The following is a 19,058-nucleotide window of genomic DNA, read 5'->3' on the forward strand; positions in this document are numbered from 1 at the left end:
TAATTTAATTAAAATTTAACAACAATAAAAAAGCCTAAATTAAATATTTAATTCAGGCTTTTAAAATAAGAAAATTATTAGAGGTTTATAAGCTTTCTTCTAGCCAAGCCCTCATCATCCAGATTGTTTTTTCTTGTTCGGCAATGAAGTCGCTCATCATAGAATTTGTTCCTTCATCGTTAATCTCATCGGTTTTGTTCAAGATTTCTCTTTCAATTTTCAATAAATCAGATAAAGAATTGACAATCAAATGAACCGCTTTTTCATCGTTTGAAATATTTTTTCCAACCGTCAATTTGTTGTGTTTGATATAATCTTCGAATGTATGCAACGGCGTTCCTCCTATTGTCAATACCCTTTCGGCTATTAAATCTATCTTTAGTTGAGCATCGTTATACAATTCTTCGAATTTAACATGAAGATCAAAGAAACGCTTTCCGCGAATGTTCCAATGGATTCCTCTTAAATTTTGATAGTATACTTGAAAGTTAGATAAAAGCGTGTTCAAGTCGGCTACAACTTCTTGAGATTCCTTAACAGGCAGTCCTAAAATATTGGTTTTCATGATAATTTTTTTTGAGTTTTATTTAGCATAAAATTACTGAAAAATAACCGTGATAACTATAATAAAAAGCTATTGTTTTCTTAAATTTGCATCAAATATTTATATAATGACAATCACTCAATTACAATATGTTCTTGCTGTTGCAGAACACAAGAATTTTACACTTGCAGCCGAGAAATGTTTTGTTACTCAACCTACTTTGAGTATGCAGATACAAAAGATTGAGGAAGAGTTGAGTATCCAAATTTTTGACCGTACCAAAAAACCTATTCAGCTGACTGATATTGGACAAAAAATTGTCAATCAAGCGAAGAATATCGTAATTGAAGCCGATAGAATCAAAGACATCGTTGAGCAACAAAAAGGGTTTATTGGAGGCGAATTCAGATTAGGAATCATCCCAACGATTATGCCGACATTGTTACCTATGTTCTTGAATAATTTCATTAAGAAATACCCAAAAGTAAAACTGATAATTGAGGAACTGAACACCGATGAAATTATAGTAAAACTTAAAAACGGACATCTTGATGCGGCAATTGCTTCTACTCCTTTGATGGAAGAAAAGTTGAAGGAAATTGTACTTTATTTTGAACCTTTTGTGGCTTATATTCCTGAAAATCACACAATAGCCCATAAAGGCGATATTGAAGTTTCCGATTTGAATATTGAAGAGATTTTGTTACTACAAGATGGACATTGTTTCCGCGATGGAATTCTGAATCTATGCAAAAGCAACGGAATCAGTACAGGAAATTCCTTTCAATTGGAAAGCGGAAGTTTTGAAACTTTAATCAAATTGGCCGATGAAGGTTTGGGAACCACCTTGCTTCCTTATTTGCATACGTTGGACCTGAACGAAAAAGACAAAAAGAAATTGCATCATTTTGTTGAACCAAAACCAGCAAGGGAAGTAAGCTTGATTTTTCCAAAAACGGAATTGAAAATTCAAATTATCGATGCCTTGAGAACTACAATTGCAGGAGTCGTTAAAGGAGCAATTGTTTTCCAGAACGTACAAATTGTGAGTCCATTAAACAAGAAATAAAAAAAGGAGCCATTTAAGCTCCTTTAGTTTTATTTGTTTAATAGTAATTGGCAATGTTGCAATTCAGGCTTTTCCTGTGTGTACTGAAACAGCCAATCTGTTAATTGCTCTATTTCATAAGGTAATAGTATCTTTAACGCCTTTTCTACTTCCTTACAAAAAAGTAATGGGTCAAAACTTACTCTTTCGAGAATCGTTTTAGTGTAGCTAAACATAGTTTTTTTCATAAAAGAATTAAGCTATTTTGTATTTGTTGAATCAAATTTATAAAATATATCAATACCAACGAAAACGTTTTAGTTAATTAAAACTATCTATTATGTTAAATCTATTTTTTGTAGGCCCGAAACATCTCTCGCTTGCCTGGAGGACCTTCTAATTTCTCAACTGTAAAGCCAACTTCAAGCATACTTCTTTTCACCACACCTCTTGCAGCATACGTAACCAAATAACTGTTGCGTTTTAAGGCATTGAACATCTTTTGGAAAATTTCCGTGCTCCACAACTCCGGCTGTACCCTAAACCCGAAAGCATCAAAATAGATCAAATCAAACTGCTCAACATCATTTATTTCATTGAAAAACTGTTTTCTTTTCTTTAACAAAAACGATTCTGAAATTTTAACATTTGTATCCCAATCCGAATCGTGCATTTTCTTGAAGATTTCAACTTCACTTTCTGCATCAAGTTCGGAAACATAGTTCATCTGCTCCACTTCTTCAAAGGAAACTGGGTAGGCTTCTACTCCAACATAATCAATTTTTTGATCGTTTTTTTTTGCTTCCAAAAAAGTGATGAATGCATTCAAACCTGTTCCAAAACCTATTTCCAAAATGGAAACGGACTTCCCTTCAAATAAGGAAAGTCCGTTTTTTATGAACACGTGTTTCGCCTCTTGGATTGCTCCGTGTTTGGAATGATAATTTTCGTTCCATTCCGGCAAATGTATGGTGGTTGATCCATCCGAAGTTTGAATAATCTCTCTTTTCATTTGAATAAATTATTCAATGTATAATTTTTTGATTCTTGGGATTGGCCCGCCACATTTTACCTGATGGCATTTCAAACAAGCATCAACTCCTTTATTAAAATGCTCCTTTGCATTTTTTGGATCTTCATAAATCATTTGTTGAGCCTTGATAAAGTTGTTTGCCTGTTCCTTAAAAAAAGCATCATTTTCTTTATCATCGGTCATGACAACTTTATGAATTTTCAAAAAATGATTGGGGAATTTTCCAATCGTATCCCCTTTTTTAATTCTTTCCTTTAAGCGTTCATTGTCCACATACATCTGCTCCATCAAAAGCGACATTTCAGACATTTCATACATCTCAAATTTTTTGTCTTCTTTCTTTTCGGAAGATTTTTCTACAGAATCATTCATCGTTTCTGTTTTTTCAACCTTCTTATCACAGGATGCAAGAACGACAAAGAAAATAAGTATTAAGTATCTATTCATTATTTTTCGATTAAAACTCCATCAGCTTGAAACGCATAAGTGATTTTTGGTTCGGTAATTTTGGCAATCTCTTCTTCCGATTTTCCACCGTCTTTTGCATAATGTTTCAACTCATCAACCGTAATTACATCCAAATAAGCTCTTCCTGTAACAATAGCATTTGAATTATCAGCATTCAGCGGAACAAAGAATCCATAGTCTTTAAAACGCACAAATGATTCTTTTTCATTTGCCAAATCCATTGACATCCAACAACCTTTTTTCTTGCAAACTTCTTTTATTTTTGATTTGAATTGAACTGCAACCGTATCGCCTTTTTTCATAGATTTATACTTTTTGAGCATTTCCTCCTTGGTTAAAGCTTTATCTGCCTTGAATTTACCCCCAAAAGACGCATATTCAACTTTTGGCTCTTTAGTTTCAACCTTCACCTCTTCTATGGCTTCTTTAGAAAGCACTTCACTTTCTTGACTTTCAACATCTTCAATTGCTAAAGTATCTTTAGGCGTAATTGTATCAGTAGGAATTTCCGTCTTAGTTTCATCAATTTCTACTTCTTCGGATTTATTTTTGCAACTGATCATTACTATTAATGAACAAACTAGTACAACAATTTTTTTCATTTCTATTTGTTTTATAATTTCACTTTATAACGTTACAAAAGTAGCAGTTTCTTGGAACTTTAGAACATTATAATACTAAATTTCTATTATTCTTATTGAATTTCTAATATTTTAAGTGAGAACTAACGAAATTAGAAAAAAGTATTAAAATATTTAATTTCTCTTCACAAATCATATCAATTTTTATTAATTTAGCAAAAAACTTAAAATACAATATTTAACTTTTAAATTTACTTCACAAATACTTTAAAATCAGCTATTTATGAAATATATTTTATTTAAAACATCTAAATAAATGAGTTTAAAAAACACTCACGAAATCGATATAGTAAGGGTTTCTTCTTCAAAAATAGATTCTGTTGATTTTGATAACCTGACTTTTGGCACAACTTTTACAGATCACATGTTTGTTTGTGATTTTAGAGAAGGAAAATGGCAAAAAGCAGAGATAAAACCTTATGCACCTTTTCTATTAGATCCGTCTGCAAAAGTTTTTCATTATGGTCAGGCCATTTTTGAAGGAATGAAAGCCTACAAGGATGAAAGTGATGATGTATGGCTTTTTCGCCCTGATCAAAATTTTGAACGTTTCAATAAATCAGCTAAAAGGATGGCAATGCCGGAAGTTGATGAAGAAATATTTATGAGTGGGCTCCATCAATTGATTGATTTAGAAAGAGAATGGGTTAAAAAAGGACTCGGAAACACTTTGTATATCCGACCGTTTATGATTGCTATTGGTTCTGGAGTAATTGCAGCACCTTCTACACAATATCGTTTTATGATTATCCTTTCTCCTGCAAAATCCTACTATTCTGGAGAAGTCAAAGTAATCATAGCCGAACATTACAGCCGAGCGGCAAATGGCGGAATTGGTGCTGCAAAAGCAGCCGGAAATTATTCAGCTCAATTTTATCCTACAAAGTTGGCCAACGAAAGAGGCTTCCAGCAAATTATCTGGACAGATGATGCAACTCACACAAAGCTTGAAGAAGCTGGAACGATGAATGTATTTTTTAGAATTAACGACACCTTATATACTGCTCCAACAAGCGAAAGGATTTTAGACGGTGTAACCCGAAAAAGTCTGATTGATCTTGCAAAAAGAGACGGAATAGATGTTGCTGTTCGTCCGGTTTTGGTTGAAGAAATAATTGAAGCGGCAAAAGATGGTTCTCTAAAAGAAATTTTTGGAGCTGGAACTGCCGCGGTTGTAAATCCTATTGTTGGATTTTCATATCAGGATACTTATTATGAGCTACCTAAAATTGAAAATTCATTTGCATTATTATTAAAAGAAAAACTGACCAAAATTCAATATAAATTAGCCGAGGATACTTTTGGCTGGACAGTGAAAATATAGTTTACAAAAAAGCTCGAAATTAAATTTTCGAGCTTTTTTTTATTTTAAGATTTCAGCAAAATTTGGTTTGAAATAATTTGGCCCTTTCATCACTTTTCCATCTTCCCTGTAAATTGGATTTCCATCTTCCCCCAACTTACTCATATTGCTACGTTGAATTTCATCAAAAACTTCTTCTATTTTATGCTGAAGACCATGTTCAATAATTGTTCCGCATAAAATATACAGCATATCTCCCAAAGCATCGGCAATTTCAACAATATCCTTATTTTGAACAGCTTCCAAATATTCCTCATTTTCTTCCTTCATTAAATTATAACGAAGAATATTTTTAATATCTCCCAAATCGGCTCTTGGATTTTCGCTAAAACCTATCCTGAATGATTCGTGGAATTCTTTTACTGAGTTGAGTTGTTTTTGCATATTTTTATCAAGTTAAATGGTACTGCAAAATACTAAATTTTGACAATTAATACCTATTTTTGCATCAAATTTTTAATGATATGTTTACCCAAGGTCAATTGCTATTTGCTGTTTTTTTTGTCGTTGTTTTTATAATTGCAATGATTTATTCGTATCGGAAAGATATTAAACTGCACAGAAAATACTATAAGGGAAGCTACATCATCCTTCTGGGATTTTTTGTTTTTATTGGGTTTTTGTTTTTTATAAAAGGGTATTTAAAACATTAATCACTTGAATATAACTTCCTTGGCGGAATTTATTTTAGCAATACTGTAAGGATTTGTAATAGCCATAGTAGCATTTTCACCTGCTTTTGGACTTGTTTTTTCTACTTCTACATAAATCTTATTGTCCTTTTCTGTAACGTTTTTTACCTTGATTGCATAACCTCCGGAATTTCGTTGTCCTAAAAATAATGCAACTACTCTCTGTTTTGAAAAGTCAATTTCAGGAACATTTTCATTGTTAATGGATTGATATAAAGCATTCAAAGATGCCCCATCCTTAATGACTTCAAAAGATTCAGTTTCTCTTCCTTGATAGGCAGATTCACTCAATACTTCAAACAAAGGTTGCTTTGCTGAATCTGTATTATTCTCACCTGCAACTGTTGCTTTTTTACAATTGCAAGAAACTATCATTGCAATAATCGGAACTATAAATAGCTTTTTCATACGGTTTGTTTTTCTAAAGCCTTTTCATACAAAGCTTCATATAGTGGTAAAATATTTTTAATGTCAAATTGTTTTGCAACTGATAAGGCGTTGCTTTTGAATTCTGTTAGGATTTTATCATCTTTTAATATTTTGAGAGCGTTTTCAGCCATTTCATCCGTCATACCGACATTGCTCAAATAACCTGAAATTCCATCAAAATTTACTTCGGGCAGACCTCCTGAATTACTTGAGATGACCGGAATTCCCCAAGCCATAGCTTCCAAAGCGGCCAAACCGAAACTTTCTGTTTCAGAAGGTAGAAGGAACAAATCGGTATAACTTAGGATTCTGTCAATTTCATTGCTGTTTCCAAAGAAAATAACCTTATCTAAAATTCCTAATTCTGCACATATAGCTTCTGCTTTTTCCTTTTCGGGTCCATCTCCAACCATCATTAATTTAGCTGGAATTTCTTGTTGAATTTTGTAGAAAATCTTAATGATATCTGGAATACGCTTTACTTTCCTGAAATTACTCACGTGTGTTATTATCCTCTCGTTTTCCTTCGCCATAACCGAACGACGGCAAGGAATACTAGCGTCATCAATATTTTTATCCAACTCAATAAAATTAGGAATAACAGTAATGTCCTTTTTGATATTAAATAACTTCAAGGTATCGTCCTTCAAACTTTGAGAAACCGAAGTCACAATATCTGATTTATTAATGCTGAACGTTACAGCTGGTTTATAAAACGGATGGTTTCCTACCAATGTAATATCTGTTCCGTGAAGTGTTGTCACCATAGGAATATCAATCCCTTCATCCTTCAACATTTGCTTTGCCATATAACCAGCATAAGCATGCGGAATGGCATAATGAACGTGCAACAGCTCAATTTTATACAACTTGACCATATCGACCAACTTGCTGGACAACGCCAATTCATAAGGTTGATAATGAAACAATGGATATTCTGGAACGTTAACTTCGTGGTAATGCACATTTGGATTCAGAAGTGCCAAACGAACCGGCTGACTGTAGGTTATAAAGTGTATTTCGTGACCTCTTCGGGCTAGTTCTAAACCTAACTCTGTGGCAACCACACCACTACCTCCAAAGGTTGGATAACAAACAATTGCTATTTTCATTTTTGTTTTTTAGTGTAACAAAATTAGGGAAAATAGGCTTTATACTATTGAAATTTAGAGGAAATTAACGATTCCGGGACCGTCTTGATTGTTAGGTTTATTATCCGACCTAACCCAAACTCGATTAATTTATAAATGCAGAAAGCTGGAGTTTCTATGTCCGCTTTCTATTCTTGAGATAAAATATGCAATAGTTGTAAGTATATTTTTTCACGATGCTTAGTTTTTATTTGCAAGGTTTGCTGGGCATAGCTATATATTGAAGCCAACATTACAAATATTAGTATGACTTTTGTTTTCATAATTTGTTACCTTAACATTTAGCACAACAACAACCATCCACTATAAACATTACTCTATTCTTACAAGTTCAATCCTGTTAGGAACACTATACAAGGGGGTTACTCCCGATATATAATTGGTTGGCTGGTTAGGTGTTTTTCTTAATGAAGTATGACTTTCAAAAAGCTCAAAATAAATTTTATCAGGCTGTCCTGCTGTTGTTTCTAACTTTGTTATTTCACAATGCGAAACCAATACATTAGTTGTAAAATCTCGAAATGAACCATTAAGGTAGTCATTGCTATCCATTCCTGTAAAATACCCGAATTCGTTCGAAAACATAGTGGTTGGCACTAAATCCATATTGTCATAAATAACACTCCCGTCATTATTTTGCAGTTTATAGGTAAGGACAAGAGCATCAAAATAAAAGTAGGTAATATCACTATAGGATTGTCCAAAAAATAATTGATTTACTTTTTGTAATCTTAATGTAAATATTTTTCCGTTTCCTTCGTACTTCCAAGTTCCTATATAAGGGCTTAACTGGTTTTGGAAATCCTTTATATAGTCTCCTGACTCGGGACTGTAAGACGAGGCCCTTTTTTGTAGATAAGAAAGGGTTCTTAGTACAGGGGGTTGCTGGGCATAGCTATATATTGAAGCCAACATTACAAATATTAGTATGACTTTTGTTTTCATAATCTGTTACTTTAACATTTAGCACGGCACCCATCCACTATAAACATTATTCTATCCTTACAAGTTCGATCCTGTTAGGAACACTATACAAGGGGGTTACTCCTGGTATATAATTGGTTGGCTGGTTAGGTGTTTTTCTTAATGAAGTATGACTTTCAAAAAGCTCAAAATAAATTTTATCAGGCTGTCCCGCCGTTGTTACTAACTTTGTTATTTTACAATGCGAAACCAATACATTAGTTGTAAAATCTCGAAATGAACCATCAATATAATCATCACTTTCATCTATACATAGATACCCAAATTCACTTGAAAACATAGTAGTTGGCACTAGATTAGTATTGTCATGTATAATGTTACCATTGGTATCCTGAAGCTTATAAGTAAGTATAATATAATCGGAATAAAAATAAGTAATATCACTATAGGATTGTCCCCAAAAGACTTTATTAACCCTTTGTAATTTTAATGTAAATATTTTTCCGTTTCCTTCGTACCTCCAAGTTCCTATATAAGGGCTTAACTGGTTTTGGAAATCCTTTATATAGTCTCCTGACTCGGGACTGTAAGAAGAGGCCCTTTTTTGTAGATAAGAAAGGGTTCTTACTACAGGGGGTTGCTGGGCATAGCTATATATTGAAGCCAACATTACAAATATTAGTATGACTTTTGTTTTCATAATTTGTTACCTTAACATTTAGCACGGCACCCACCCACTATAAACATTACTCTATCCTTACAAGCTCAACCTTGTTAGGAACACTATACAAGGGGGTTACTCCCGGTATATAATTGGTTGGTTCATTGAAGCTTGATCTTCTTAATGAAGTATGATTCCCAAAAAGTTTAAAATAGATTTTATCAGGCTGTCCTGCCGTTGTTTCTAACTTTGTTATTTCACAATGCGAAACCAATACATTAGTTGTAAAATCTCGAAATGAACCATTAAGATAGTCATTGCTATCTGTTCCTGTAAAATACCCGAATTCATCCGAGAACATAGTGGTTGGCACTAAATCCATATTGTCATAAATAACACTCCCGTCATTATTTTGCAGTTTATAAGTAAGTACAAGAGCATCAAAATAAAAGTAGGTAATATCACTATAGGATTGTCCCAAAAAAACCTGATTAACTCTTTGTAATTTTATAATGAAGATTTTATTATTCCCTTCATATTTCCAGATTCCAATATAGGGATCCAACTGGTTTTGGAAGTCTTTTTCATAATCCCCTGATTCAGGGCTGTAAGATGAGGCCCTTTTTTGTACATAAGAAAGTGTTCTTACTACAGGGGGTTGCTGGGCATAGCTATATATTGAGGCCAACATTACAAATATTAGTATGACTTTTGTTTTCATAATCTTTCTTTTTAGCATTTTTTTGTTTTCTTTACATTATTATTATCCAGTTCGTGCTTTGTCCAGTTCTGAAAGTTGTTGTCACAGCTGAAAAACTCAAATCCGGGATTTTTAATTGCCTGATTGGTATTTTGCCTGAAAAATTTTAAAAACCCTTCTATCTGTTTATCTGTACTTTCCTCCTTTTTCACATACCAATTTTTAAAAGCTCTTTCTGATATATCCCAATTATTATTCAAAGCATTTACCATAGCAATAAATTGGTTTTTATTGGTTATTTTCAAGGCAAATGTTCCTTTGGCACTCGTAACCATAAGGGTATAAGAGCTTACCGGAGCGGTTGAGTTTTGAATAATTTGAGCAAACCCGTCCAGATCCGTTAGGCTGAAAACGGCAAAATTCTTCTTATTAGGGTCATCCAAATGGCAATGAATGAAACCGGTCTGGTCATTCCGTGAAGTATCAAGAGGGAACTTCATCATACTTCCATCTTCCTCATCTTGATCTCCCTGATATTCCTGTGAAAATTTCGGGTCTCCCGAATAGGTTATATATCCTGATTCTACACCTTGTGTAGCAGCTTTCTGCTTTAGCTCATCCATCTTGTCCTTATACTCCGTAAATTTTGTTTTATCCTGCAGGTCTTTACAATTGTTATTAGAAGCCTGCCCGTCTAACCCCACAGGAGCAGTAACCAAAGGCGAACCAGCACCCGAACCGCTACCCCCATTGGAGTTTCCTCCTCCGGAAGTTCCTGAATTAGAGTCTCCATTTCCAGGCATTGAACCCGGATTCCCAGTACTCCCCGAAGAACCACCACCTCCTCCACGGCAATTGCTGCTATCAGATGACCAGTACAAATCGCCCCTGTCCTCTTCAAGACATCCCCCACCTGCAGGATGGGGATGATCTCCATAAGGACACATCAGTGTCATTACAGTGCATCCGTCGCTACTGATATAGCTTATTCTTGCCTGGGTATCATTAAAATTTATAGGTGTAAGTTCAGTTTCGGCATCTATTGTGTAAGAATCGTGTTGGCTCACATAGACGGATTCAGATAACATATTGTATTTTAATATATAAGCCTTTGCTGTCTCAAGTGAGTCTATTAAAACAATAAGATTTTCAAAAGAATCGGAATTTTCAACAGGGTCATTTTCCCTGCTGATGTGAAAAGTGTATGAAACAATGCTTTCAATAGTAATAACCTTAGCAGGAATATCATCGGAAATGATAAAATCATAATCTTGTTCCATAACCGTTCTGGCAGCAACAGCGTTCGGAAAGTTGGATTTTTGTTTTGGCATTTTACTGAATGCGGTTGAGAATTTTTGGTCATTCATTAACTCTTCGAGTGTTTTCTCCTCTATCTTGACATTTAGCTTGTTTTGCTGAAGTTGTTCATGGATAGAATCGTCTTGCTGTCAACTATGCAAAAATACTGCCATAAATCCTAAAATAATCAAGGATTTCAGTTTTAAAAATTTTGTTCTTTTCATACGCTTGTGTTGTTTGGTTAAAATCTATAAAGCCTGTTCAAAATTATTATCAGGAATAAACCTGTTGTGCGAAAGTTAATGTACTGCAAAGTAGTAAAAAAGTATGTATTTTTTTCCATTTGTTTTCTAAGTTAATTTTTTCAAAGTACTTTATCTACATAAAATACAAATATACAAAAAAGAAGTATTTTAAGGCTGCAAAAATGCAGTATTTTTTGATTCATTTTGTGTTGTGCAAATTTCAGAAGACAAAATAAAGCAATACACACAGAATATTCCCGTTTTAGTTGGCGGGCAAATAAAGAAGTTTCGGAAAATGAGAAAATTAACTCAAACCGAATTGGCACATCGTGTCTGGAAAGACAGGCAATATCTCTATAAAATAGAAAAAGGAAAAGTTACCCCCAACGTTTTTACTATAGCAATGATTGCTTTAGCATTAGATATTTCACTATCTGAGTTGTTAGAAGATGTTGTCTTGGAATGAATAAAATTTCAAATGTTTAGAATGATGCTACTTTCAAAAAGCATGAAACTTATTTTTTTAGTTTTCAATTTAATTTGAGCCATTACAATGTAAATGGGACTTATTGTTTCAAACACGGAAATATATGATTATTTTTGAGTAGCTGTAATATTGTATATAGTGTTTTCTGCCTATATATTGTTTTTTATATTTAGTTGTAAAATTATCACAGAAAAATTGATTGGATAACCCTTTCTACAAATATTTATTTTTCTTTAATCGGATAAACTTGTTATCTATCCTTTAATAATTGCCTCGTAAATAATTTTTTGGATGTCCTCTCTAATGTTTTCCTTGGACAAAGTGTTTGGTTTGTTCGAATCAGGGAAAGTTCTATTTGATAAAAAAATATAAACAAGCTCTTGCTCTGGATCTGCCCAAGCCATTGTTCCTGTGAATCCTGTGTGACCAAAACTCGACATCGAAGCACAACCACAAGTTGGCCCAGATGTTCCCGGAAGTTGCTGTTTGTCGAATCCTAGACCTCTCCTATTTCCTTCGCTACAAAAATGGCACGTATTGAAAGTGTTGAAAGTGGCTTCGGAAAAATATTCTTTTCCTGCATATTTCCCTTTTTGAAGATACATTTGCATCATCTTGGCAACATCTATAGCATTAGAAAAAATACCTGCATGACCTGCAACTCCACCTTCCATGGCCGCTTCCATGTCATGAACATGTCCTTGAATGTTTTGGTACCTAAAATATGTATCGATTTCCGTTGGCGGAATTCTGTCTTTGGCGATTTTCTGTAACGGATTATACAACGTGTTGTTCATTCCCAAAGGTTTGAAAAAATTGCCATAACTCAAAACATTCAAAGATTGATGGGTTGTTTTTTCCAAATATTCTTTTAAAATGATAAAAGTAAAATCGCTGTATTTGTATTCTTTTTTAGGTAACAATTTACTTTTTGCAATTGTATTCATTATGGTGTCATGATAATCATTTCTGATGAAAAGACTATCGGCAACTTGAAGCGAGAATTGTGAATCAGGTAATTTCCTATAATATTTCTCGCTTGGTTTCTGGTCTTTGTCAAGTGTTTCCTTGTAGAAAGGAACCCAAGCTTGCAATCTTGCCTGATGCGACAATAAATCTTTGAAAGTGATGTTCTTCTTATCAGAATCATTAAAAAGAGGCAACATCTTACCCAATTTTGTATCCAATTCTACCTTATTTTTATCGTACAATTGCATCAGATTTGGCAAAGTCGAAATCATTTTGGTTAAAGAAGCAACATCATAAACATCGCTGTTTTTGACTTTAATCAAATTATCGTAAGTATGATACCCGAATGATTTCTGATAGATTACTTTTCCTTTTCTGGCAACCAAAATTTGAGCTCCCGGTGTCATTTTAGCATCAATCGCTTTTTGTGCAATCTTATCAATTTTAGATAAAATCGTAGAATTTACGCCAACATTTTCTGGAGCTGTAAAACCCAGAACATCTAACTTTTCGGTTTTCAAACCATCACCGACGCTGAAAGAAGTATTAATGGAAACGGGCAATTTTCCTTTTGCTTCAAAGGCTCCAAAAATCAACTGACCTGAAACTATCTGCGAAACATCAGTATTCTGATAAGAAACTATCAAACCTTCAATGTTGGTAAAATCAGTAATAGGCAAAAGTGAATAGGGTTTTGCAAATACATCCAAAATTACTTTTTTACGCTTTGCAATAGCATCTAATTTAGCTAATTCTTCTGCCTTGAAATCGTGTTTTTTCCAAGCTCCATCTGCCTTGTGAAAGCCTACAATTACTTTAGTGTAAGTTTCAAGTTTCAACAATAAAGTATCAATATTAGGTTCTGAAATTTCGGTCACTTCGGTGTATTGCTTTAAGGTATTCAGAAAAGCACTGTTGCCATCATCACCTAATTTTACGTAGGCGATATTTTCATTTTCGATATCTTTTATAGGCAATATCGACTCTTCGTTTCTTAAAACCGTTGTAGCATTTTCATACAATTCATATTGCAACGCATTATTATCAATTGGATTTACATCTTTGGATAAATTTTTGGTATCAATTGGCTTGTATTTATCCAAACCAGCCTTGTATTTGAACTGAAGGATTTTCTTTACCGAATGGGCAAATCGTTCTTCGGTAATAATCGTGTCTTGATAGGCAACACAAATTTTTTCTAACGCAACTGGAACATTTTCGGCAAAAAGCAAAATATCATTTCCAGCCAAAAAAGCTTCGAGGTCAATCTCTCCCGGTTGTTTGAAATTACTGGCACCTTTCATATTCAAGGCATCCGTAAAAATCAAACCTTCAAAACCGAGTTGTTTTTGGAGGATGTTTGTTACGATATTGTAGGAAATTGAAGAAGGGTAATTTTCTCTAGGCTCCAAGCTCGGAACGTTCAAATGGGCAACCATAACGGAAGCCAGACCTTCTTTGAATAATTTTTTATAGGGATAAAACTCAACGTCTTCGATTCGTTCCTTGGTGAAATTCACCATCGGTAAAGTATGATGTGAGTCGGTTTCGGTAGCTCCATGTCCAGGGAAATGCTTTCCTGTAGCAAAAACACCTTCACGTTGAACGCCTTTCATCAAGGCCAGTGCTTTTTCGGTCACATTGAATTTATCTTCCCCGAAAGAACGGTTTCCAATAATTGGATTTAATGGATTTGTATTGATGTCTAAAACGGGAGCAAAATTAAAATGAATGCCCATTCTCTTGCTTTGTTTTCCATATTCTTCACCTACTTTCTCAATTAGCTTATTGTTTTGGATGGCTCCTAAAGTCATGTTCCAAGGAAAACGATTCACGGAATCCAAACGCATTGCCAAACCCCATTCGGCATCAATACCAATAAACATCGGGAGTTTTGATTTTGCTTGAAATTGGTTGGTTAATTTAGCCTGACGATAAGGACCTCCTTGAAAGAAAATCAATCCACCTATTTTATAATTTGTAATCAGTTTGTCGATGGCATTCGTGTGAACGGTATCTTTATTGGAATAAGCGGCAACCATAAAAAGTTGCCCAACCCTTTCGTCAAAAGACATTTGGTTGTAAACGCTATCGACCCAAACCGATTGTTCGGTCCTGCGGTTTTTTTGCGAAAGCGAAATTTGACTAACAAATAATAATAGGAGAACGAAATATTTCATTTTAGGGAAGAGATTTAGAAAAAACGACTGTGCCAGCTATCTGCAGCGGGAACTTCCCAAGATTCGTTGTATTCTGCGATATTGTTAACCAAGTTGTTAAAAACAATTGTGTTTCCTGTAACTGCTTTGTCCTTGGCCATTTTTTTAAAATCGATTAATGGTTTATGGGCTACATGTTCTCCCAATTTGAAGGTTACGTTCATCTTATCCAATAAATCTACATCGTATTTTTTTTCCAAACTTTGGATAAAAGCAACCGACGAATCTATCGAACACCCTGTAGCCGTTTGAACTTCCTGATTTACAGCCAAAATGATGAAACGATTATATTTTAGTTGAAAGGAAGCTTCGAGGCTGGTTCCGTGAGCGGCCCAATTTTCTATAAAAACCTGCACCTCTTTTTCAATTGCTACAAATTCTTCATCAGAAAATTTTCTGTTGGATTGGTAAATCCAGATTTTTGATTCTTCTGGTAAATTTTCGAATGGAACGTACATTTTATTTTAGATTTATGATTTTAGATTTCAGATTTTTGAAATTACAAATCTTGTGCATTAGCTATTAATTCGGCTACATCCATAACTTTGATTTCGCCTTCTTTTTCTTTGTTTTTTACACCGTCGGTTAGCATGGTATTGCAAAACGGACAGCCTGCGGCAATTACCTGAGGTTGTGTTTCCAAAGCATCTTCGGTTCTTTCGATAAAGACTTCTTTGTTTCCAGGTTCGGCATCCTTGAACATTTGAGCTCCACCAGCACCACAGCATAAACCGTTGGCTTTTGAACGCTTCATTTCAACCAATTCAGCATCTAATTTTTGGATTAATTCTCTTGGGGCTTCATATACATTATTGGCTCTTCCAAGATAGCAAGGGTCGTGAAACGTGATTCTTTTTCCTTTGAATTGACCACCTTCGATGGTTAATCTTCCATCATCCAATAACGACTTTAAAAATTGTGTATGATGAACAACTTCGTATTTTCCGCCTAATTCAGGATATTCATTTTTCAATGTGTTGAAACAATGTGGACAGGCCGTAACAATCTTCTTTGCTTCATAAGCATTCAGAACTTCTATGTTCATCATCGCTTGCATTTGAAACAAAAACTCGTTTCCAGCTCTTTTTGCCGGATCGCCAGTACAGCTTTCTTCGGTTCCAAGAACTGCAAATGACACATTCGAACGATTTAAAATCTTTACAAATGCTTTGGTTATCTTTTTTGCCCTGTCGTCAAAACTTCCTGCACAACCTACCCAGAACAAAACTTCTGGCTGTTTTCCTTCGGCAAGCATTTCGGCCATTGTTGGCACATTTAAAATCTCTGACATATAATTTTAGAATTTAGAATTTAGATTTCAGAGTGCATCTGAAAGCTAAAATTATCCGTGGTGTTCGTCATCAAAAACTTGAATCGTAACTTCTTTATCTACTAAATCGGTAAACTTTCCCCTGTAACGAGTTGCTTTAACCAAATGATTATCAATCCAATGGTAGTTTCCGCCACGTGGTTTTCCGAAAAGGATTCCGTGGTATTTAAAACCGTGTTTCTTCAACCAAATTTCGGTATATTCTCTGTGAGCTTCAGTTCTTGAGGTGAAAAAGAAGATAATATGACCTTCATCATACCATTTGTTTAACGTGATTAATGCATCTGGATACAATTCTGCCGTCAGCATTCTCTCTGGTTCTTCGTTTGGAATATCATCACAAACAGTACCATCGATATCTATTAAATAATTTTTTACTCCTTCAGGTAGTACAGGACTGATAGTGTGTCCGTTTTCAGTGGCTGTAACCAATTGCTTGTCTAAATCTTCAGTTTTCATTTTCGTTTTGTTTCTAATTTATTTTTGATTTGAAATTAAAAACACCCTTAACCTCACTTATAAGAGAATTTTTATATACGTATTAATTTTCGTTTTTCCAGTTCAAACGGTCTTGTTGGCTGTACTGCCAAGGTGCTCCGTTATTTTCAACATTTGTCATCATGGCATTCAATGACATTGGTGCCGCACTTTGCTCCATCACCAAATAGCGTCTCATATCCATAATGATAGAAAGCGGACTAATATTTACTGGACATTCTTCGACACAAGCGTTGCAAGATGTGCAAGCCCAAAGTTCTTCTGGCGTGATGTAATCGTTTAAGAGTGTCTTATTATCTGGAACAAAAACACCTTTGTTGGCATCAATATTATTTCCTACTTCAACCAAACGGTCTCTTGTATCCATCATAATTTTTCGTGGAGACAATTTTTTTCCTGTGATATTTGCTGGACAGGCTGATGTGCAACGTCCACATTCTGTACAAGTATAGGCATTCATCAACTGAACCCAGTTTAAATCCTGGACATCATTGGCACCAAATTTTGCTGGAACCGCATCTGCTGGAGCTGCCGCAAAAGGATCTGCATTTGGGTCCATCATCAATTTTACTTCGTTTGTAACCGATTCCAGGTTATCAAATTGCCCTTTTGGATTCAAATCAGCAAAATACGTATTTGGGAAGGCAAGCAAAATATGCAAGTGCTTCGAGAAATATAAATAATTAAGGAAAATTAAAATCCCAACAATGTGCAACCACCAAGCTGTTCTTTCTATTATGTAAACTGTTCCGTTTGACACTCCATCGAACAAAGTTGAAATGTATTGGCTTATAGGAAAAGATCCTGCAGGATGAAAATCCATAAAACCACCGCTTACATTTTGCAAATGATAATCTGCTGCATTCATCAGTAGAAATAATGTCATCAAGACCACTTCGAAATACAAAATATAATTGGCATCGCTTTTTGGCCATCCTTTCAAATCAGAATGTATGAATCTTTTTAGCTTGATGATATTTCTTCTGACAAGGAATATGATAACTGAAACTAAAACCAAAGCGGCTAGAATTTCAAATGAACCAATTAGAATGTCATAGAAAGTTCCCATAAAACTTAATACTCTATGGGTTCCGAAAAGTCCGTCGATGATGATTTCAACAACTTCTATATTGATGATTACAAATCCTAGATAAACTATAATATGAAGAATTCCAGCAATAGGTCTTTTAACCATTTTAGATTGACCAAGAGCAATCATTGCCATATTTTTCCATCGTTCAGAAGGATTGTCAGAACGATTCACATCTCTTCCTAACTTAATATTACGAAGTATTTTTTTTACATTTAAAGTAAAATACCCTATTCCTAAAATCAGGATGATAGCAAAAAATATATTATCTAAATAATTCATATACTGATTTTTACTTTATCGTATCTGTAACTTTTGGTGCCACGTAAGGCTTGTTTTTCTTTCCGAAAACGGAAACATTTATATATCTCGTTGGATTAAGTCTCAAATCCTGAAGCAACAATTCCAATTCTTTTGAAGTCTTGGTAAAATTATTATACATTGCATCATCCTTGAGTAGCTTACCCATCGTCCCTTTTCCTGTTTCCAAATCTTTTACGATTTTATTTACTCCATCAAGTGTTTTCTCTAGATTATTGATTGCTTCACCAATTTTTGCTTTAGCAATAGTATCGGAAACTTTAGAAAAATTAGAGGATATTTTTTCGAAATTGGTTACAACGCCGTCAATTTTACCTTTATTGTGATCCATAATTTCACTTAAACTTTTTGAAGTTTTACTGAAACTTGCCATTGTAGCATTAAGATTTTCGATACTGGCTTTTAGATTGTTTTTTGTTTTAGTATCCAAAACATCATTCAAGTTACTGATAAGAGAATCGGCACTTACTAACACCAATTCTACTTTTTGTTGAACTGGTGCTAATTTATCTCCCAATCCCGTTAGCAAACCTGGAACAATTCCGCTTTTAAGTTTATCACCACTTTCAGCAGGTGTTTGATCTTCAAGGTTTGGAATGATTTGAAGTTGTTTTCCTCCAATAAAACCAGGTTCATATAGGTTTACAACACTTGATTTTGAAATGGGAAAATCGCTTTTGATTTGTATTTCAACTGTCAGCTTTGCAGTTTCGTGATGAAGAGTGATTGCCGTTACCTTTCCAACCGCAAGCCCGCTGATGGTAACGGGAGCTGATGGTGCGAGACCTTCAACATTGTCAAATTCCACATAAAAAGTTCTGTAATCGGAAAGCAAGTCGCTTCCTCTTAAAAAACTGTATCCCCAAATGAATAGTAATATGGAAGCAATTACCAATATAGCTGTTTTAATCTCTCTTGTAATTTTCAATGTATAGCGTTTTTTATC

The 19,058-nt window shown here is 34.4% G+C and carries 21 protein-coding genes; 3 read left to right on the forward strand and 18 right to left on the reverse strand.

The genetic code is table 11. The features are described from left to right. Window positions 1-85: 85 nt before the first annotated feature. Window positions 86-565: a Dps family protein gene (locus tag J2X31_RS05520; RefSeq protein ID WP_310025096.1), complete on the reverse strand. Its 480-nt coding sequence runs from the start codon at window positions 563-565 to the stop codon at window positions 86-88. A 106-nt stretch (window positions 566-671) separates the two neighbouring features. Between J2X31_RS05520 and J2X31_RS05525 the strand changes: the two genes are divergently transcribed. Beyond that, window positions 672-1,613 (forward strand): LysR substrate-binding domain-containing protein, encoded by a 942-nt coding sequence (locus J2X31_RS05525; RefSeq protein WP_310025097.1) that lies wholly within the window; start codon window positions 672-674, stop codon window positions 1,611-1,613. 29 nt (window positions 1,614-1,642) lie between these two features. Here J2X31_RS05525 and J2X31_RS05530 read toward each other — a convergent pair whose 3' ends face one another. The 4 genes from J2X31_RS05530 to J2X31_RS05545 all read right to left on the reverse strand — a co-directional run bounded on the left by J2X31_RS05530 (window position 1,643) and on the right by J2X31_RS05545 (window position 3,695). After that, window positions 1,643-1,840 (reverse strand): hypothetical protein, encoded by a 198-nt coding sequence (locus J2X31_RS05530; RefSeq protein ID WP_310025099.1) that lies wholly within the window; start codon window positions 1,838-1,840, stop codon window positions 1,643-1,645. 101 nt (window positions 1,841-1,941) lie between these two features. After that, the gene (gene mnmC2 / locus J2X31_RS05535; RefSeq protein ID WP_310025100.1) at window positions 1,942-2,604 is read right to left on the reverse strand and encodes a tRNA (5-methylaminomethyl-2-thiouridine)(34)-methyltransferase MnmC2; all 663 of its coding nucleotides are present in this window, start codon (window positions 2,602-2,604) and stop codon (window positions 1,942-1,944) included. A 9-nt stretch (window positions 2,605-2,613) separates the two neighbouring features. After that, on the reverse strand, window positions 2,614-3,072 hold the full coding sequence (locus J2X31_RS05540) for a hypothetical protein (RefSeq protein WP_310025102.1): 459 nt from the start codon (window positions 3,070-3,072) through the stop codon (window positions 2,614-2,616). Then, window positions 3,072-3,695, reverse strand: coding sequence for a DUF4920 domain-containing protein (locus J2X31_RS05545; protein WP_310025103.1), 624 nt, complete (start codon window positions 3,693-3,695; stop codon window positions 3,072-3,074). The genes J2X31_RS05540 and J2X31_RS05545 overlap by 1 nt, the downstream gene beginning before the upstream one ends. 295 nt (window positions 3,696-3,990) lie before the next feature. On the opposite strand from J2X31_RS05545, the gene J2X31_RS05550 reads away from it, so the two are divergent. Then, complete coding sequence (locus J2X31_RS05550) at window positions 3,991-5,058, forward strand: branched-chain amino acid aminotransferase (protein ID WP_310025106.1); 1,068 nt, start codon at window positions 3,991-3,993, stop codon at window positions 5,056-5,058. Window positions 5,059-5,097: 39 nt separating this feature from the next. Here the strand turns inward: J2X31_RS05550 and J2X31_RS05555 are convergent, their stop codons facing one another. From J2X31_RS05555 to J2X31_RS05585, 7 genes are all read right to left on the reverse strand, one after another. After that, entirely contained in the window at window positions 5,098-5,481 is a 384-nt protein-coding gene (locus J2X31_RS05555) for a pyrophosphohydrolase domain-containing protein (RefSeq protein WP_310025107.1), read from the reverse strand. A 269-nt stretch (window positions 5,482-5,750) separates the two neighbouring features. After that, window positions 5,751-6,197 carry a protease complex subunit PrcB family protein gene (locus J2X31_RS05560; RefSeq protein WP_310025108.1) on the reverse strand — a complete coding sequence of 149 codons (447 nt, stop codon included), beginning with the start codon at window positions 6,195-6,197 and terminating at the stop codon, window positions 5,751-5,753. Then, entirely contained in the window at window positions 6,194-7,330 is a 1,137-nt protein-coding gene (gene bshA / locus J2X31_RS05565; protein WP_310025109.1) for an N-acetyl-alpha-D-glucosaminyl L-malate synthase BshA, read from the reverse strand. The genes J2X31_RS05560 and bshA overlap by 4 nt, the downstream gene beginning before the upstream one ends. 351 nt (window positions 7,331-7,681) lie before the next feature. Continuing rightward, window positions 7,682-8,314, reverse strand: a complete 633-nt coding sequence (locus J2X31_RS05570; RefSeq protein WP_310025111.1) for a DUF6705 family protein — start codon at window positions 8,312-8,314, stop codon at window positions 7,682-7,684. Between the two features lie 46 nt (window positions 8,315-8,360). After that, window positions 8,361-8,993, reverse strand: coding sequence for a DUF6705 family protein (locus J2X31_RS05575; protein WP_310025113.1), 633 nt, complete (start codon window positions 8,991-8,993; stop codon window positions 8,361-8,363). Between the two features lie 46 nt (window positions 8,994-9,039). Then, the gene (locus J2X31_RS05580; protein ID WP_310025114.1) at window positions 9,040-9,675 is read right to left on the reverse strand and encodes a DUF6705 family protein; all 636 of its coding nucleotides are present in this window, start codon (window positions 9,673-9,675) and stop codon (window positions 9,040-9,042) included. A gap of 11 nt (window positions 9,676-9,686) precedes the next feature. After that, window positions 9,687-11,021, reverse strand: a complete 1,335-nt coding sequence (locus tag J2X31_RS05585; RefSeq protein WP_310025115.1) for a hypothetical protein — start codon at window positions 11,019-11,021, stop codon at window positions 9,687-9,689. Window positions 11,022-11,409: 388 nt separating this feature from the next. Between J2X31_RS05585 and J2X31_RS05590 the strand changes: the two genes are divergently transcribed. Beyond that, window positions 11,410-11,664, forward strand: coding sequence for a helix-turn-helix domain-containing protein (locus tag J2X31_RS05590; RefSeq protein ID WP_310025117.1), 255 nt, complete (start codon window positions 11,410-11,412; stop codon window positions 11,662-11,664). 275 nt (window positions 11,665-11,939) lie between these two features. Here J2X31_RS05590 and J2X31_RS05595 read toward each other — a convergent pair whose 3' ends face one another. The 6 genes from J2X31_RS05595 to J2X31_RS05620 form a co-directional block, all read right to left on the reverse strand. Then, on the reverse strand, window positions 11,940-14,834 hold the full coding sequence (locus tag J2X31_RS05595) for a serine hydrolase domain-containing protein (protein ID WP_310025118.1): 2,895 nt from the start codon (window positions 14,832-14,834) through the stop codon (window positions 11,940-11,942). A 14-nt stretch (window positions 14,835-14,848) separates the two neighbouring features. Continuing rightward, on the reverse strand, window positions 14,849-15,331 hold the full coding sequence (locus tag J2X31_RS05600; protein ID WP_310025120.1) for an ABC transporter ATPase: 483 nt from the start codon (window positions 15,329-15,331) through the stop codon (window positions 14,849-14,851). A 41-nt stretch (window positions 15,332-15,372) separates the two neighbouring features. Continuing rightward, complete coding sequence (locus J2X31_RS05605; protein ID WP_310025121.1) at window positions 15,373-16,164, reverse strand: (Fe-S)-binding protein; 792 nt, start codon at window positions 16,162-16,164, stop codon at window positions 15,373-15,375. Between the two features lie 51 nt (window positions 16,165-16,215). Then, window positions 16,216-16,662, reverse strand: a complete 447-nt coding sequence (locus tag J2X31_RS05610; RefSeq protein WP_310025123.1) for an LNS2 domain-containing protein — start codon at window positions 16,660-16,662, stop codon at window positions 16,216-16,218. Window positions 16,663-16,744: 82 nt separating this feature from the next. Continuing rightward, window positions 16,745-18,073 (reverse strand): 4Fe-4S dicluster domain-containing protein, encoded by a 1,329-nt coding sequence (locus tag J2X31_RS05615; RefSeq protein WP_310025125.1) that lies wholly within the window; start codon window positions 18,071-18,073, stop codon window positions 16,745-16,747. 10 nt (window positions 18,074-18,083) lie between these two features. Next, on the reverse strand, window positions 18,084-19,040 hold the full coding sequence (locus J2X31_RS05620) for an MlaD family protein (RefSeq protein WP_310025126.1): 957 nt from the start codon (window positions 19,038-19,040) through the stop codon (window positions 18,084-18,086). Window positions 19,041-19,058: the final 18 nt, after the last annotated feature.

This window comes from Flavobacterium arsenatis (genome assembly GCF_031456785.1).
GTDB lineage: Bacteria > Bacteroidota > Bacteroidia > Flavobacteriales > Flavobacteriaceae > Flavobacterium > Flavobacterium arsenatis.